General features: G+C 38.5%; 9 protein-coding genes. All 9 read right to left on the bottom strand.

Going from position 1 to position 17,477, the window contains the following annotated elements; translation table 11 throughout:
* Window positions 1-155: 155 nt before the first annotated feature.
* Window positions 156-2,660, bottom strand: a complete 2,505-nt coding sequence (locus ACSX1H_RS04715; RefSeq protein ID WP_439182572.1) for an N-acetylmuramoyl-L-alanine amidase — start codon at window positions 2,658-2,660, stop codon at window positions 156-158.
* Between the two features lie 24 nt (window positions 2,661-2,684).
* Window positions 2,685-3,614, bottom strand: coding sequence for a TolB family protein (locus ACSX1H_RS04710; RefSeq protein WP_439182571.1), 930 nt, complete (start codon window positions 3,612-3,614; stop codon window positions 2,685-2,687).
* 143 nt (window positions 3,615-3,757) lie between these two features.
* On the bottom strand, window positions 3,758-4,651 hold the full coding sequence (locus ACSX1H_RS04705) for a hypothetical protein (RefSeq protein ID WP_439182570.1): 894 nt from the start codon (window positions 4,649-4,651) through the stop codon (window positions 3,758-3,760).
* A 50-nt stretch (window positions 4,652-4,701) separates the two neighbouring features.
* The gene (locus ACSX1H_RS04700; RefSeq protein WP_439182568.1) at window positions 4,702-7,482 is read right to left on the bottom strand and encodes a family 10 glycosylhydrolase; all 2,781 of its coding nucleotides are present in this window, start codon (window positions 7,480-7,482) and stop codon (window positions 4,702-4,704) included.
* A gap of 28 nt (window positions 7,483-7,510) precedes the next feature.
* Window positions 7,511-9,967: a phosphodiester glycosidase family protein gene (locus ACSX1H_RS04695; protein WP_439182567.1), complete on the bottom strand. Its 2,457-nt coding sequence runs from the start codon at window positions 9,965-9,967 to the stop codon at window positions 7,511-7,513.
* Window positions 9,968-9,984: 17 nt separating this feature from the next.
* A complete protein-coding gene (locus ACSX1H_RS04690; RefSeq protein WP_439182565.1) occupies window positions 9,985-11,607 on the bottom strand; it encodes a PKD domain-containing protein in 1,623 nt (540 codons plus the stop codon).
* A gap of 25 nt (window positions 11,608-11,632) precedes the next feature.
* Window positions 11,633-12,481, bottom strand: coding sequence for a hypothetical protein (locus ACSX1H_RS04685; RefSeq protein ID WP_439182563.1), 849 nt, complete (start codon window positions 12,479-12,481; stop codon window positions 11,633-11,635).
* 40 nt (window positions 12,482-12,521) lie between these two features.
* Window positions 12,522-14,189 (bottom strand): SusD/RagB family nutrient-binding outer membrane lipoprotein, encoded by a 1,668-nt coding sequence (locus ACSX1H_RS04680; RefSeq protein WP_439182562.1) that lies wholly within the window; start codon window positions 14,187-14,189, stop codon window positions 12,522-12,524.
* Window positions 14,190-14,199: 10 nt separating this feature from the next.
* On the bottom strand, window positions 14,200-17,298 hold the full coding sequence (locus ACSX1H_RS04675) for a SusC/RagA family TonB-linked outer membrane protein (protein WP_439182560.1): 3,099 nt from the start codon (window positions 17,296-17,298) through the stop codon (window positions 14,200-14,202).
* Between the last annotated feature and the right edge of the window lie 179 nt (window positions 17,299-17,477).

Here is a 17,477-nt window from a genome sequence, read left to right as displayed (position 1 = left end):
ATGTATTACAAATTAGATGTTCAAATATATTTCTTTTTTAAGATTTGCCAAACAGCCATACTATTTTTTTGAACCAAAAAATAGTAATCAACTGTTTGGCAATAACTTAAACTAACAAGTCAATTATAATATATCTTAACAAATAGGATATATTATTATATCACAACCTTTATTTTTCGGACTTCTACCCCTTCACTTGTTGTTATGTGAACTATATAATAACCAGTAGGCAAACTTACTACACTAAAACTACCACTCTTAGCACCAAGAACTTTATTAAGTAATAATCGACCATCAACTCCAAACACACTAACCTTCTCAATAACCGAATTTGCTTCAAGAAATAGTATGTCGCGTACCGGATTTGGATACACGTCTATAACTTGTTGCCGTTCCGCTCCAGAAGAGGTTACCACATTACGATACTCAACAAACTTCAAATCATCATAATAAATAGTTCCAAGCTTCTTCCCTTCGGCAGATGATGTAAGATGTATGCCATCCAAATAGAATCCTTCACCGTCTAAAACACCGTCACCATTAACCCAAGCAACCGACTTTCCTTCTCTCAAATCCCAAGAAATTAACTTCCAGCCCAACCAATCGATCACATACCAATCACTTGCTTCGTAGGTTGAATTTCCATCCTTTAGCATAAAACGAAATTTATTATTTGATGCATCTCCAAAAACGTACATTTGTAGGACATGTTTTGAACTAAACCGATTTGTATTTTGTTGTGATGATGGTGGCAGGTAGTGTCTGATGTAGCCTGAACCTGGATTTAGCCAACCATAATTCAACCTGAGACTTCCTTCTAGCTGGTTAAATTTGACAACCGTCTGTTGTTCATGAACAGTGTTTGTTTGCTCCGTTACAATTCCTGAAGTTGAGCCCGAAGCCTGTGGTTGCCACCAAGGTGCGATTCCATTATCAAAACCATCGATTACTGTCTCTGAGATAATTTCATTTTCTTCGACATTAAACACAATTTCTTTGCCCAGAATCTCATTACCATAAATATCTGATACCCCTGGAGCAACTACAACCTTGTAAGATTCATTATCGACCAAATCCTCAGCAGGAAAGAAATGAAGAATCGCCTGTCCATCGTATTCATTTGCTTCCAAACTTCCACTAATTACCTGACCTGAAACAGTATTCACAACACTCAAAGCCTCTTTTGGTAAGTTGGCAGCATCAATGCGCTCGTTAAACACAACACGAATTACTGGTCTTACTTCTTCGACCATCTGGTTTTCCTCTGGCCAGCATTGTATAATTACTGGCGCATCAACATCATTTGGCGATGTTTTAATAGCTAACTCATAAATACCACCTTCTGTTCCATCTGCATCTCCATCCAACAACTGCTGAGTTAAAGCATTCTTAGCTACACCCCCATCTAATGATAAAACATATGCTGTTTCAAAATTTAACTGCTCAGTATTAATCAGTAATGTAAATTCATCTTGCCATTTGGCTGAAATTGGAACTTCAGGTGATATTGCAATGGCACTTTCTACTGACGCCTGTTCCATCTTTCGTGAAAAAGAAACAATAATGTCATGACCAGGCATTAAAGAAGACAACTCCCCCTCTGAAGCGATTGCCTCGACAACTTTTGCAGGTTTTGTGCTTGTTAAGGCAACATCCAAAAAGGAAATATTATCAGCCGTTGAACCCTCTATCGCAGACGTCAACGATATAGCCTCCTGATGCGAAACATATCCGTCTGCTTCAACTGAAACATCAAGCATTTTGCCAGGTTGAAAGCCATCAATAAAATAAAAGCCATTCCTCAGTTCCTCTGGGTCGTTCGAATACTTATTAAATAATGATTCAAAAGTATCGGTGATATAGTTCTTATTATCGGCAGATACTGATGCCCCATTAATTGGCATACCTGTGTCAGCATCAGTAATTATTCCTGCTAATATGCCTATTTCAGGACAAACCAATCCCTTATATTGTAAAAAGGACCTAAAAGCAGATAAGGCCTCCATTTTTTTCCACTCGGCATTCATATTAAGCTGCTGCTGAGTTGGATTAGTATGAAAACCAGCCTCACTAAGTAAAGATGCCATGTTTGTTGTTCTATTAACATGGAGCCATGGGGTTTGAGTTGAATGTGTTGTTAAGTTTCCATCGTAATAAACCCGATCAGCATAATTCCCTCTTGTGATAGTTCTCATAACACCTGTTAAATCCGCGCAAAGAATAGCACCATAGGCTTTGCCTCCTTGAGGCATTTTCTCCAAAGTTACTCCTTCATTATTATACCCACCATACATTGTTAAAGTGCTATTTGCAGAAGGACTTCCTGCATCACTATGTATGGAATAATAAAAATCAGCTCCCAGTGAATTTGCCAGGTCTGTTCGAGCTGTTAAAGAAATAACATCCTCATCAGTTAAACGACACATATGCACCTTTCTAATATCGGTTTGCTGTTCGAACATAGCCTTCAGTTCTAATGCAACTTGCAACACCTTTTCAGATTCTGAGTAATTATACAGTCCCATATTTTCTGTTTGCGAATGCCCGGGATCAAGAAAAATCTCATACTCACTAAGTCCTGTAATCTGTGCTAAAATGCTTTGCCCCCCAATACTCATAAGGAGTATAAAAAGCACACTTCTATATATATTATTTCTCATTTTATTTAAATATCGGATATTACATTACTTTAATTCAAACTGATAAATAGAACCATCTTTAGCATTATCAATTAACACCTTTGTTCCATCGGGGGATACAGCAGGATTTAATGCAATAATTTGCTGGTCATTAAGCAAAGGATAAGTAACACCTGTCTCAACATCAATCGCTGAAATTGAACCTTCTGTTAAAGTCACTCCATCATCCTTCACAAGGGTCACTAATACATACCTGCTATCGGGTGTCCAGGACGCTTGCTCACCATACCCCAAATGCTTAAGCTCGGTTCCATCGGCATTTATAACATATAAACCCAATCCATTTACCTGAAACACGACCTTTGCCCTATTAGGTGACTGTACAACATTGAAAACATATCTGTTTTCAAATTCGGGTTGATGGAGTACAATATCCTTAGGAGCCGCAACAACACTACTCTTCAGTAATGAAACAGGCTGTGTTTCCTGTCCTTTTAAAGCAACCTTCCCCGTTTCAACTTTCTCTAGTCCGTTTAATGTGCTGTATGCGACAGCTGATCCACCTTCAGCCCAGACTGGCAGGCTGATAATACTCTGAGACTTTTCAACAAGTACTTCTTTTACCCCGTCAACCACATCATACATCACAATTTCTTTATATCTATTCCCATCGGTAATGACAGTTGGACGTGATAAAATAGACCGACCATCACTAGACCAAGAAAAACTAAAGCCAGCATTATCGTCTTCACTGAGCTGCTTTAAATTTTTTCCATTTGGATCGCACACGTATATGCCAACGTGCTTTTCAGAAGTAAATGCTACTTTTGTCCCATCGGGCGACCATTCTGCATTCATGTAGTGCTTCTCATGAGCCTCAATGAGCTTGACAGGCCCTCTTTTCAAAGCTGGTTGCGCAAGCATTTCGCACGTGCAAAACACCAACAAACTAATGAGTAACATAGGATGTTTCATAATTTTGAATTTAAATTTATTGTGTTAACATTCAGCCAATAACAAGAGGCAACATCCCTCGTGAAATCAGCAAAAAAAATTCCCCTATCCTTGTTCCTGCGCGGATCAAGAGAATAGTTTAAATAATATGTAAATTTGAATATTTAAGGAGCTAAATGAATGATATAAAAATGACCACCGGCCGTGTGGCAAACAATTTTTTTACAGCTTGCATTATATCGTGGATACTGAGCTAGAGAGCTAAACGGAAGTAACTCCTGATAGCTCTTACTTTTAAGATTATAGGCCACAATTGCAGAAGAACTTACTTCATGCCCATCATCCTGAGTAACCATTCCTATTACGACCTCATCGGACAACCAAATAGGAGATTCTATTCTCGGAATCATCATCAAGCCTGTTCCATCTCGCCTTGCAACAAAAGTTCCCTTATGAACTCCAAACGCCAATATCTTTTCACCATCGGGGGATAAAGATGGATTTAAATAATAACATTGACCTAACGGTAGGTGGGTGTATGCAGTTAATGAATCAACATACTCTTTTATTTCTTTATCTTGAGCTATTAGAAACGGATACGATAAGTACCCATTTTTGATGGCAAAAGAATCAAGCATATCATCCTTATAAGAATCATCTTCAGAACAAAAAAGACGAAAAACACCGCGATTTTTCCGCGTAACAGATTCATATAATGAACACTCCCTAATGGCATATGAATCTAATTCGGACGATCCTTTTTCAACAGATTTTGTAAAAAAAAGCTGTCGATCACTCTTATCAAAAACAACATGTTTAACAAAGGTATCTCTCAATAAAAGAGTGTCTAGTTGACCACTGTTAAAATGATATAATTGAAGACCTCTTTTTGCATAACTTGTAAAAGCCACCTTCATACCATCATGACTTAAAACCGGGTAAAAAACACCCCCATAAGTTGGTAGATTTACTTTTTGCACAGAATCAACTTGCACAAAATCCTGTGCTACAATAGTTTTACATAGCCAAAAGACGAAGAAAAAGAATTTTATTTTCATAGGGAATGAATTAAATCCCACCCAACAAATAGATCGAGTGGGATAAAAACTTACTTTACAATTTTAAGAGTTTTACTTCCTAGGCCAGTTTTTAATGATAAAATGTACATACCACGCTGCAACTGGTCTGCAGGCAAAACAAATTCATACTTTCCTCTTCTCATCTGAGAACTTTCCAATAACATGACCTGTGCACCACTTATATTATAAAGAGATAAATTAACCATGGTTTCTTCGGGTAATTCCACATTAACAATCACCTCACTATCGGATAGTTGCCCTGGGCAATATAAACTCAACATATCACCTTCAAGCTGTGGCGTATTAGTTGCCAAACGTTCGAAAGATCGTACTTCTGACCAAGCTGTATAATTATTTTTCCCATAGTTAGCGCGTACCCTGACATAATATTTTGTTGCGTCTAATTTTTCGAAATTAGCCTTGTAAGTAAATGCATCTAAGGTTAAAACCTTTAAATACATAAAATGAAAATCTGGTCGTTCACTCAGCTCAACCCTGAATGATGCAGCTTTAGGATCTGCTTGTATCAATATTTCAACAGAACTCGCCCCAATGTTCTGTCCTTCTGTAGGAGATAGAATAACAGGTATATTTGGAGCTTCCTCAACCGTTGAGAACTGAACAACATCAGACCATGCCGATTCTACTCCTTCGAAAACCGCCTTAACTCTTACAAAATAGGTGCTGTATGGCAATAGAGTATTAGCTGGAATCTGAATACTGGTAGATCCTATATCGGCATTCTCAAACACAAAAGATGAAAAACTACTATTCGATGACACCTGAAGTATATAAGTATATCCATCCCCAAACTTTTCCCAAGCTATATGCGGCGTTAAAGATTCATTTATATCATTATTGGCAGGAGATGAAATCACGCATTTAGGGGCTTCAATAACCGTAAAGCTTCGTGTCTCTGATACTTCATCAACTACTCCATTACTCCTAGAATAAACACGCCAATAGTAGGTATTCCCCACCAGAAAATTTACGTTTGAGGCTTTAAAATCAGTACCTGAAAGTTCCCGTTTATAGATCACATCAGAAAAAGAAATATCATTTGCTATTTCAATATGATAACCATTAGCATCAGCGACCTCTTCCCATCTAAATGAAAAAGGTAGAAAAACAGATTGTCCATTTTCAGGCATCAACAAACTAGCTGGCAAGTTATTGCCCGGATTTTGCCCCATCATTACCGCTGAAGACTCGTTGCCATACCTGTCCAATGTAGCAACAGCAAACTGATGTGTGGCTATTAACTCTGACTGGTTAGCTAAGTCGAAACTTTTCGTATAAGTAATATCCAATAAATACTCTGGACTCGCATAATTAACTTTTCCTCCAACTGCTTCATTTGGAACCGCGTATATAACATACCTCATGCCTTTATCGACTGATTCCCATACCAGCTGCTGCCCATCTAGTTGTATATTTGAAGGCAAATTCATTACCGGCGCTGTCTTCCAATTAATTGCGGGAGCTAAAGATTTATTGCGGTACTCATTGGTTTTCAGGTAGTTTACAAATCCCTGAGTATAAAAATTACTAGCTCTAAAAAACACACTCCCAGGAGCTCCCATTTTATCAGCAGCCCTGTTAATTTGAATTTGTTGACCATACTCTGTAGGAGCTGACTTTAAATTAACTCCTTCGTTAAAAGATAAGTATTCGAGCATAGACATTCCATTCAATTCCATTGCAATATCAATCGAAGAGCCCGATTTCAAAGCCGAATAAGAGGATGCTTCCAAATCGGACAAAGAGTGACTTACATATAAATGCTTATGGTATTTACCACACACATCTGACCACCAGGGACTTAATACATCATAATCCTGACCGATGCTAGTTGTGGGCCAATATAACTGGGGTGAAATATAGTCTACACTACCGTCACGTAACCAGGCAACAGGATCGCAATATATTGACTTATAAGTATCCAACCCTTTAATTCCCTGTGGTAAGGTTAAACCTTCTTTTGCAGCAACAGTCTGATCTGTAGTCCAAATACCAAAAGTAGATAATCCAAAAGTTACCCAAGGCTTGGTGCTTTGAATTGCCTGATAAACATCAGCAACCATTTTGTTGACATTATCACGGCGCCAATCATGCAAATCCATACCTGCCGGCTTATGCAGATTCTGTGTATTAAGGTCTAAGTTATCGGGTGTTCCGCCGTAAGCATAGAAGTAATCATCAAACGTAATTCCATCTACATCATAATTTGAAAGAATCTCTTTCACAATATCAACAATGCGCTTACGAACCCCAGGCCTGCCAGGATCTAAAATTGATACGTTTTTACCTCCATCTGCTTTATCCGGATATTCCAACACCCATTCTGGATTCGTTTGCCGGTAATCACCTGCTTTACCTTTGTATTTCCCAACCTGTGTTTCAAAGCGATACGGATTTAACCATGCATGCAACTCCATTCCCCGCTTATGTGCCTCCTCAATAGCGAAAGCCAATGGATCATACCCCGGATTAGCGCCTCTGGTCTCAACTAAGTATGAGGACCATGGCTCATAAGAAGACTGATACATAGCATCACATTCCGAACGCACCTGAAAAAAAACAGTATTCATATTAGCAGCTTTCAAATTATCTAGAATGCTGACTAATTGACTTTTTTGCTGACTGATATAATATGCTTGATTAGTTACAGGAATTGGCTGCTGAGGCCAATCTAAACCATAGACAGTTGTTAACCATGACGCGCGCATTTCTCGCTTAGGCGATTGAGCACTGACTCTAATAATCTGACATACCCAAATCACTAATATTAAAAGTATTAGTTTCTTCATCTTTAGCACTTAAAATTTAACACTTTAATTATCTCTTTAGAATTTTACCTGTTTCTAAAGAGCTACTTGTTCTAATCTTGTAGATATAAAGGCCGGGCGACAAATGACTCACATTCACGGTGCATCTGCTTACTCCATCCATTGCCACATTCCATACTCCAACAAGCTGTCCATTCAAATTAAACAACTCAAACTCTAGGGCCTCACTAACTAATTGACTTCCTATCACTAAATCATCAATAACTGGATTTGGACTTATAGTAAACCGCTTATTGACTTGTGGAAATTCGCCTATATCTGTCGCAATTTGCTTATCGGGATAAGTCGCATATAGTCCCTTTATAAAAAATGATCCCTCATAATTTTGACCAAAGGTATAACTACTGTTACGCTCTACCTTTAATACTATAGAGTTAAAACTCAATGGATAATACTCTTGAGCAATATTTGTCACATCAATTGGGGCTCTATGCTTCAACATATCTTGCCCTGAAAAACGAGGAACAACACAAGCCCCTGACGGATGTTCAATATTTAGCTGGATTGATGAGCTAACACCATTTCCTGTAGCAACCAAAGCTAGTGAATCTGGCATCGAATAAATTGGAAAATTTCTACTTAGTGTAATACTTGCAGTTCTATTTTGATAGGTCATTTGATAAGATACTTTCAAGATCTCCTCATGATCATTTAACCAAGTCCCTCTTTCAAGCTTTACCCAATTAAGCCAACTTGATGTAGTAGTCCATGATTCCGGCTGCTGAAAACCATCCAACAAAACTGTGCCTTTAGCAACCTCCACATTAATGTCGCATACTGCACTAAGTTGTTCATCTAAAGTATAAGCTTCAACAACAACCTGCCCATCTGTAATTCCTTTGAAAACACCATCATCATTTACAGTTCCCACATGTGGGGATAATGATCTGAACCCGATTAGCTTATTATCTAATTCGATTACATTATTGTTTATATCAAGACCAAATACTTTAAACTTATATGTTTTTAAGTGATCTATTGTCAATTGGGCAGGTTCAAAGTACAATGACTCGATTCCTGTCAAACGAACATGAACAGTATCCGATGAATTACCCCATTCACCAATTATCATTCCTTTCTCAGCATTCCCCGTCGCTTGAAAAACACCATCTGAATTAATAGTCCCAATATCACCTTCAATCCTATAACTGACATTAGTAGCAGATAGGTAATCAACCACATCTCCATATTCATTAAAAGTACTCGCCTTTATATGCTTGCTTTGTCCAAAAGGAATAGTCATATGTTGAGCACTCAACTGCATCTTAACGGCTTGCCCCTTAGGGGCTAAAGAGCTGAATAATAAAGAATTAGCTACGCTTCGTTCATATCCATCTGAAGTTACATTAGCTACATCCCCTCTTATTACAAGTGTTGATGAGCCTCCACCATCGAGGTTGAAGGCATCACTTGCCCCTGACTGATACATCAGTTCAGCTAATTGCTTTGTTGAAACACCAATAGATTCACTTGAACGGCCCTCAACTACCATTAAAATTATTTTTTTACCATCTAAACTTCGGCCAATAGCTGAGCGAGGATGGAGTTCTTTCCAGTTGTTTTCCTGAACTTGCCCTTTTGAAAGGATTATGCGGTCACCTCCTATTGAGTTGGTTAGTATTGGCTTCGCATCAACATCGTTAGCCAATTGCACTTTTAGATTAAGCGTTATTTCCTGATCAACAGACACCTGTCGTAAAAAATCTGCTGCTAAACCATGCCCAGAAAGCACTGCTTTTCCGGCTTCAAGCAATCGGTTCCCTTCCCCATCCGCTATGGACTCTACTCGACACAAAAGAGGTGTATTCACACTCCACTCTCCACTTACAGGTTGTACAACCACCTCTACTCCAAAATCATTAGTATCAGTTGTTTTTCCACCGTAAGCATTATATAATATCAGCTGATCTGCTCCTCTCGCCTTATTAATGCCATTTATTAGTTTTGTTTGATTGTTAATGACAACCTCTCCCTGAAGTTTCATAACATCTAAAAAAAGATCGTTATTGCCACTAAAAGCTACATTGGGTCTTGAACTGTGTGGCACCAGAGCAACTTGGCCATTGATCAATTGCCCTCCAACAGTTAAGCCCTTATCAACACCACTGGTGTTATAAAAATCACCATTAATTGCCCCAAAAATGTAATTTTCTGGAGTTGATTTTCTTGCCACCATTTTTGAAGTAGGCTCAATTCCTCTAATTGTATCGTAACTTAAGCAGGACTCAATTGATAAATAAGGATTTTTAGCTGGAATTTCAAGCACTGATACTTGAAGCGGCAGATCTGGTAAACGAAAATAGGTATGATTTGCCCCTAGTCCAACATCGTGTTTATGAACCAAGGTATCAACCCTATAGGTTACCCCTTGCAGGGTGATACCGCCTTGTGTAAAGGCAGCACCACTCCAAAGGGATAATAAAATTAATACTAAGATTTTTTTCATAATTCGGATAGATTATCTTATCGCATAGTGTTGTCTATAGCAAGACCATATACTTCTACGTCTTCAACAAAATACTCTACCTGAGCATTAGGATCATTCAGACTATACCGCTTAATACCTGACTTATGCAATGGGTTAGTCGCATAATATTCTTCAGGATTTTCTCCTTCAGGAACATCAGGCCCACGGTACGCCCAGTATACATAACCATTTCCATTCTCATCAACATCTACTGCAATTCCTGTTATAAAGAGCAGCTCAGATTGGCCTCCCTCTGTATCAGCAGGTGAACCATCAATAACTTCAAGTTCTGACCCATCCAGATTACAACGGAAAAACTTTATATATTGGGAATCTGAGAAGTACACCTTGCCATTAACTTCGTCAATAGCTAATCCACGAATACTGAAATTATTGGCAATAGCACCTTCAACAGGCACTTCATCCGGATTAGTTGAGATATCTGTTTCTTTAAAACGGAATATTCCTTTCCCGTTTGAGTTTTTACCCCAATAAAACACATCACCCAACATAGAAATTGGTCCGTTTACATGTCCCCAGCCAATTCCTTTACCATAATAACCTAGCCAAGCGTTTTTAACAAAGTAATCTATTTCATCTAATGAAAACTTCTTATTTCTGGTTTCCTTGTTGATTCTGAAAATTCCTTCTCGACGGTTTGCCCAGTAAATATCAGTTTGATCAACATATCCATAATAGAAGTCATTATAAGTATCTCCACCAAAATTTTCGATTACTGTTTCACGACGCGCTCCATCATGAGACATAATAAATATTTCTCCGTCACCAAGGGTTGCATTACCGGCGGTATACCCAGTTCGTGTTCCTGCATCAAAAACATATAGATTATCTCCTTCAAACTGCAAACTAAGCGGGTGTTTACCAGAACGATATCCATAATCGAAAGGCTTATTAACGGCTAAAGACATTCCTGGTATGAGTTTGTTAGCCATTATATTACCCTCTTTGACAGCATAATAAAGCGTTCTAACTGGCTCGTTGTAGTAAACCTTTACATTTACAGAAACAGGATCTAATACCTTTTCTCCAATTTTAACCGTTAAGCTCACAACCTGACTACCCAAAGTTCCAAACATCGCCTTTGGGCTTTTCTCGCCTGATGTCAAGTTCTGGCCAATAGCTTCTCCTGTTGTTCCTTCTGGAAAGCTCCAAGTATACTCTACAGCCAACTCTTCTGGGTTTAGAACAAAAACATCAAACTGAACTTCTGATTGATTAAAAACAACAACCGGATCAGTAGATTGATAGCTTATAATTGGCACAATATCACTAATCATTAACGATTTTTCGATGGTATGCTTTTCATCAACTGTTAAGGTTACTTTGTAGGTTCCCGGAGTACGGTATATGTGCACCGGATTTTCATCAGAGGAAGTCGTGCCATCTCCAAAATTCCATTGCCAACTTGTTCCTACAACCGACTCATTATTAAAGGTTATTTCCTCTCCAATTACATAATGCAGTGACTCTGAATGGTAACTAAACTCAATATCCTTTGGGGGAAACTCCTCCACATCAATATCTTGTTCACAAGCTACTGTGCATAACAAAGAAGCTATTGCCAGCAGTGCCATTATATACTTATTAAATTTTTTCATAATTCTATAATATAGACTTGTTGGATTATAAAACAGTTACATTTTTTTCCTCAGAAAAATTCTGAACACCCAAACCATTAACTACTCGAAATTTAGCTTTTAGCTCATATGACTTTGAAAAACTCATATTGTAAAAAAGATGTAATGGTTCAAACACCAAATCCTGCAGTGGGATTTCACGCACCATACCACTAAGTACAGCAGCAGATTCCGGTTTCATCACTTTAATTTCGATAGTTTGTCCTGCTTGATTTGGGTCTTCAACCTCCTGAACATCATAATGTGTTTCAAACTCAACGTCTGTAAGCATAGTATATTTATCCACAAGCAACTCATATAACAAATCATAGTTTAATGTTTCAAAAAAACCAACATAAAAGCGATCGATCACAGATTGCGGAAAATATCGTTGAATTTGCGTTTCATCATAATCCAGTAATTTACTGATTGAAGAAGGGGACAGAGTATAACTAATGGGAAAACCATCTTCAAGTACATAGGCATATTTTTCCGCATTATAATTATCAGTGCTATGCTCAAAAGATTGAATTAGTTGTAATTCCCTAGAAAGTTCTGTCGAATCAAGCGAAAAGGTGTAATTCGTTAGTGGGGCAGTTAAACTATAATTAAGCTGCATATGAATTGAATACCAAATTTCCAATTTGCTATACTGATCATCCTCAGACCAATACTCTGTATAAAATTCAACATTCTTACCTGCACTGACTTTATCCAATGGTATTTCCATGTACACATTGGCCGCTTTATCACCTGTTTTTACTAAGTCGTTGATTGGGTCGTTAATCTCACAGGATGTTAACGGCAAAAAACCAACCAAACAATAAGATAAATATTTAAGAAAACTCTTTTTCATTTGTAAAAGGTTTTGAATCATTTTATTTAACAAAAGTACACTAATTAGCACGTCCCCAAATCATTGGTTTTTTTAACCATTCATGATTGCGGAAGGCTCCTAAGCGCTCTAGTTCACCTCTATTATACTTCTCTTCTGTTTCCGGATCGTAGTTCAATCTCTGTATCCAGGTGTTTGGTTGGCCCCAATATGGCTCATAAAGGTTATATGGTCGGCGTAGCTCCGGATAAATTACCTCTTCTCCTCTAAAAGTCGAATAGGTAATCCCATTATTATTGTTACTGTAACCATAACGTCTTAAATCATTCCATTGCTCAGGCTGCAGATACATCGCCTTGTACTTTTCAGCCATAATATCCTTCAATGTTATATTAGAACTTCCAGGTACTAAGTCTGAGTTAGACACATATGCATCAATTTGCTCAACAGGCACGCCCAAACGGTTCATATGGTAACGTATACCTTCTATAAAGTGCTGATGCGCCTTATTTAGATCTTGAACCCAATAGGCAGCTTCTGCAATAATAAAATGCAGCTCTCCTTCTGTTAACAAACAAATGGCCGATGCATCTGTTGTTAGAACAGATTCGTGTAAATCTGGATAATACTCCTGATTATGAGTAGCTGGCATGCCATAATTAGCTTCTAAATATCTATAGACTGTGTCAATATTATTTTCCATGTTTCCACGCTTTAGCATTAAATAAGGCAAACGCGGATCTGGACAAGTATCATTCTCAATATCATATGCCATAATGTCTTCCATAAAGAAGGCAGTAGGAACAGCTGAAAGAAGATCATTTTGACGACTTTCCCATACATTAACCCCTTTGTTAGTCCTTCCCCACATGCAGTTATGTTCAACAACAGTTCCTCCGTCAAATTGATACATCGGATCAGACCATCCTTGTAAGGCCATTTCGGCAGCTGAAATTATTTGCTGACAGGTAGCTGCATCGGTATTAAGGTTAGGTAGGTTACGCAACAATAATCTGGCCTTTACACCGTATAACACCTGTTTCCACTTACTCATATCACCAGCAAATATTCGATCCGCACGCTCATCCATCAGACGATTATCTGGTTGATTTATCTCCTCACTTTCAAACAGCTTTTCAAGGCGTTCAATCTCGCTGCTCATCCATAAATAAATATCTTCCTGCGGATCATATTTTGGTGCTCCACTGGCTCCATAAGCTTCTGTTAAGGGCATATCTCCAAAAACATCGGTTGTCTTTTGGTTCGACATTACCCTCAGTAATCCACCCAAAGCTTGATAGTTTGCAGAACCTTCCTCTTCTGCTTGTCTCAAAAGCACATCCAGATTAGAACCAACATCAAAGAAATGACGGCGCCACTGCGGATGACGGTTCATTCCAAGAAATTCCCATCCACTTCGATAGGCATATGCCCCTGTTTGGCTTCGCCCACCAGTGGTGAGGCACTGACTAAGATATGTGCCATACTCGGCGTGATCATAATCTTGCAATGCTGAATAGAATAGTACCGTTGGCATCAACAAGTCATTTGTAGCATAAACAGACTTATCAGGATTCACATTATCTCCTAAGAAATCATCGCAGCTTGTGGCTCCCAATAATCCACCTATTAAAGTTATTGTGGTAACCGTTCGCTTAGTTTTCGGATGAAGACTTGCTACTTTATTCAAGCAAGTCAGCCATATATTTTGTATTCTAACTAGTTTCATCGTTCTTTATTTAAAAAGTGGCACTAATATTAAACAGAATTGAGCGTGTTGCTGGCACACCATTGTAATCAATTCCCAATGTGCCGGCTCCACCAGCATTACCAGTCAGGTTTACTGAAGGATCTATCCCTGAGTAATCTGTTAATAACAATAAATTGCGTCCAGTTAAAGACAGTTTTAAATTTCCAATCCCATATCTATTAACAAGACGTGTCAAATCATACCCAACTGTTACGTTTTGAAGACGCACGAATGATGCTTCTTCTATAAAGTTAGAACCCACATTCGTATAATAGTTATTAACAAATAGCTGATCGTAAACAACTGGCTTTGTGTTTGCTACGTAATTACCATCTGCCTGCTCTACTACCCCATCAACTACTATCTCTCTATTCCGGTAGTCACTCATGCGACCATCCATGCCATTAGACATTAAAGTTCGGCGGGTTCCATTGACCACATCGGCTCCTACCTGCATATTAATCAAGGCTGAAAAACTCCAGTTTTTATAATTTACACGATTATCAATACCCAGACTAAAGTCAGATTCCCGGTTTCCAAGTAATAGAGATGGACTTGGATCGATTAAAGGATATCCTTCTTCGTCCACAATAACAGCTCCACTCTCTGTTCGCAAATAATCCTTTCCACTAATCGCAAACACAGGTCCATTGACATATGAACTAGGACGAATATCCCCTACCTGTCCAGCGTGGTGATACACCTCTTTTATACCGTCTGGCATATCGCCTAAACGTCCTTTATTGGAAGCAAAGTTTATGGCCATATTCCACTTGAGATCTGAACGCTGCAGGATCACCTGGTCCAAAACAACCTCAATACCTTTGTTAATAATTTCACCTTCATTTCTAATCATAAGAACATTTCCCGTAGCCGGTGAAACCCTCACTGTAACAATCTGATCAGCAACATTTGTATTGTAATAGGCAACGTCTAAGCGAGTTTTATCATTAAATAAACGGAAATCAGCCCCAATCTCCCACGATGTGGTTAACTCATTGGTTAGGTATGGATTACTCGCAACCGTTGGGTCAACACCAAATCCCCAGTCTGGATGAGACATCATTTTAAACACCCTATAGTTCTTATATGGTGTCGTATCTTTTCCTACCTGTGCCCAGTTTCCTCGAAGTTTTCCGAAACTAATCAGTGGTGAGTTAATATCGAATAACTCAGTGAATACAACACCGCCTGTCACGGAAGGATAGAAATAAGAATTCTTTCCAACTGCCAACGAACTTGACTTATCGTTACGACCTGTAAAACTGATATGCGCTATGCCATCATAATCCAACTTCATCTCACCAAACACTCCATACTTATCATATTCGGTACGATACATTTCCTGGTTGCCCTTATCTTTTGCTCCAAGATTATTTATACTGTGGAAGCCAGGAAGCACAAAATGATACCCACCTTGATGATTCTCTCTTGTTCGTTTTCTCAAAAAGTCAACACCCACCAAAGCATCCAATTTAAGCTTTTTACTGATGTCATATGAATAAGTAGCTAGAGCGTTATAATTCATTAACTCTGTTCGATAATCCTTATACCACATTTGCCCCAGGAAAGGCAATGCTTCTGCTGTTGGTTTTTCTCCTGCTTCAAGTGCCCACCTCTCAGTAATAACACTCAAACTTTCACTATTAGTGACATCATATCCAACCCGACCTGTAAGGGTTAAGTTAGTTATAGGTTCCCAGTTAATTGAACCTTGTGTTAAAGTTCTGTTACTTTTGCTCTCAGCCTTATCCTCATTTCTACCCCATAAAGGATTTAAAGGTGAGGAGTATTTACTATTGGTATTTTCGTATAACCAACGGATGCTTCCATCTGGATTTTTATAATTACTTATATCATCATCAATAGGCCATGTGTACACACTTGTCATTTTTCCGGCACCACGTGATTTCTTATTGGATAAATTAACCAATAAAGACACTGTTAAATTGTCGCGAACATTATAATCTGTTTTGGACATAATACCCAACCGCTCAAGGTAATCGTTGGGAACGATACCTTCATGATCAGTGTAGCTTACTGAAGAGTATGAGGTGAACTTTTTTGATCCCCCAGAAAGAGAAACATCATGCTTATGAAATAAACCAGTTTGCAAAAAGTTGTCTACATTATCAAAAGCTGGCATGCCCTCTGGCTTTAGTGGACCCCAGCCCCCTTTGGATTGCTCTCTGTATACTCCCAAACCTCCTCTTAAGTAGGTATCTTGTATTTCGGGAGTCCGGTATGCCTCTTCCACCTGCAAAGAGCTATTCCACTGTACAGACAGTTTTCCTTCTTTACCACTTTTTGTATTTATAACAATCGCACCGTTGGCAGCATCTGAGCCATATAAAGCCGCAGCAGCAGCGCCTTTTAAAACAGTAACACTCTCAATATCTAAGGGGTTTATCTCTGCAGCCTTTGTGGCTCCACCAGACACATACATACCATTCAAAATGAAAATAGGCTCGTTATTTTGACCTGTATTGAACGAAGAAACACCCCTGATATACATTTGGGATGCCGCGTTAGGTGAACCACCCTGTCCTGTCAGGGAAACACCAGCAATTCTTCCATCCAGTGCCTGAACAAAATTGGCCTGTTTATCCCTTGTAATTACTTCTGACTTAACTCCCTGAACAGCAAAGTTCAGCTTTTTCTTTTCGGAACTAACACCCATCGCCGTAACAACAACTTCGTCAAGTCCCATCGAATCATCTTCCAGAGTAATATTAATCTCGGAGTTTGCTCCGACAATAATTTCTTTGGTCTGGAAACCAATAAATGAGTAAACAATTGTTGAACCAATAGGCGCTTCAAGCGAATACTCACCATCTAAATTTGAAATAACCCCTGTGGTAGTTCCCTTGATAACAATGTTCACTCCAGGCAAAGGTTCTCCTTTACTGTCTGCCACTTTACCCTTTATCAACTGTATTTGTTGTATCGTCGACGAGCTGGTCGACTCAACAACATCTAATTTGGCCATGGCATTTTGACTAGTCAACCAAAATAAACTCAGGCCCAAGCAAGCTAATTTTAGAAACCTAAAGCTTGATCTTGTCCAATCTTTCCATCTTTTTTTCATTAACCTTTGATTTAGATTTGACTTATTATCAATTAATTAAATATTAATATTTGAAATACATCATACATCACTCATTGTAATACAATTTTAACCATTTTATTCTAACAATCAAACAGTTTCTGACATACACAATTACAAACAAACTACTGTAAAACCGCACCTTAGCTAATATTGCGCAA

Origin of the sequence: Carboxylicivirga taeanensis, assembly GCF_051851475.1 — a bacterium.
Taxonomy (GTDB): domain Bacteria; phylum Bacteroidota; class Bacteroidia; order Bacteroidales; family Marinilabiliaceae; genus Carboxylicivirga; species Carboxylicivirga taeanensis.
Note: the sequence above shows the minus strand (reverse complement) of the source record. Positions and strands in the feature narration are given on the sequence as shown.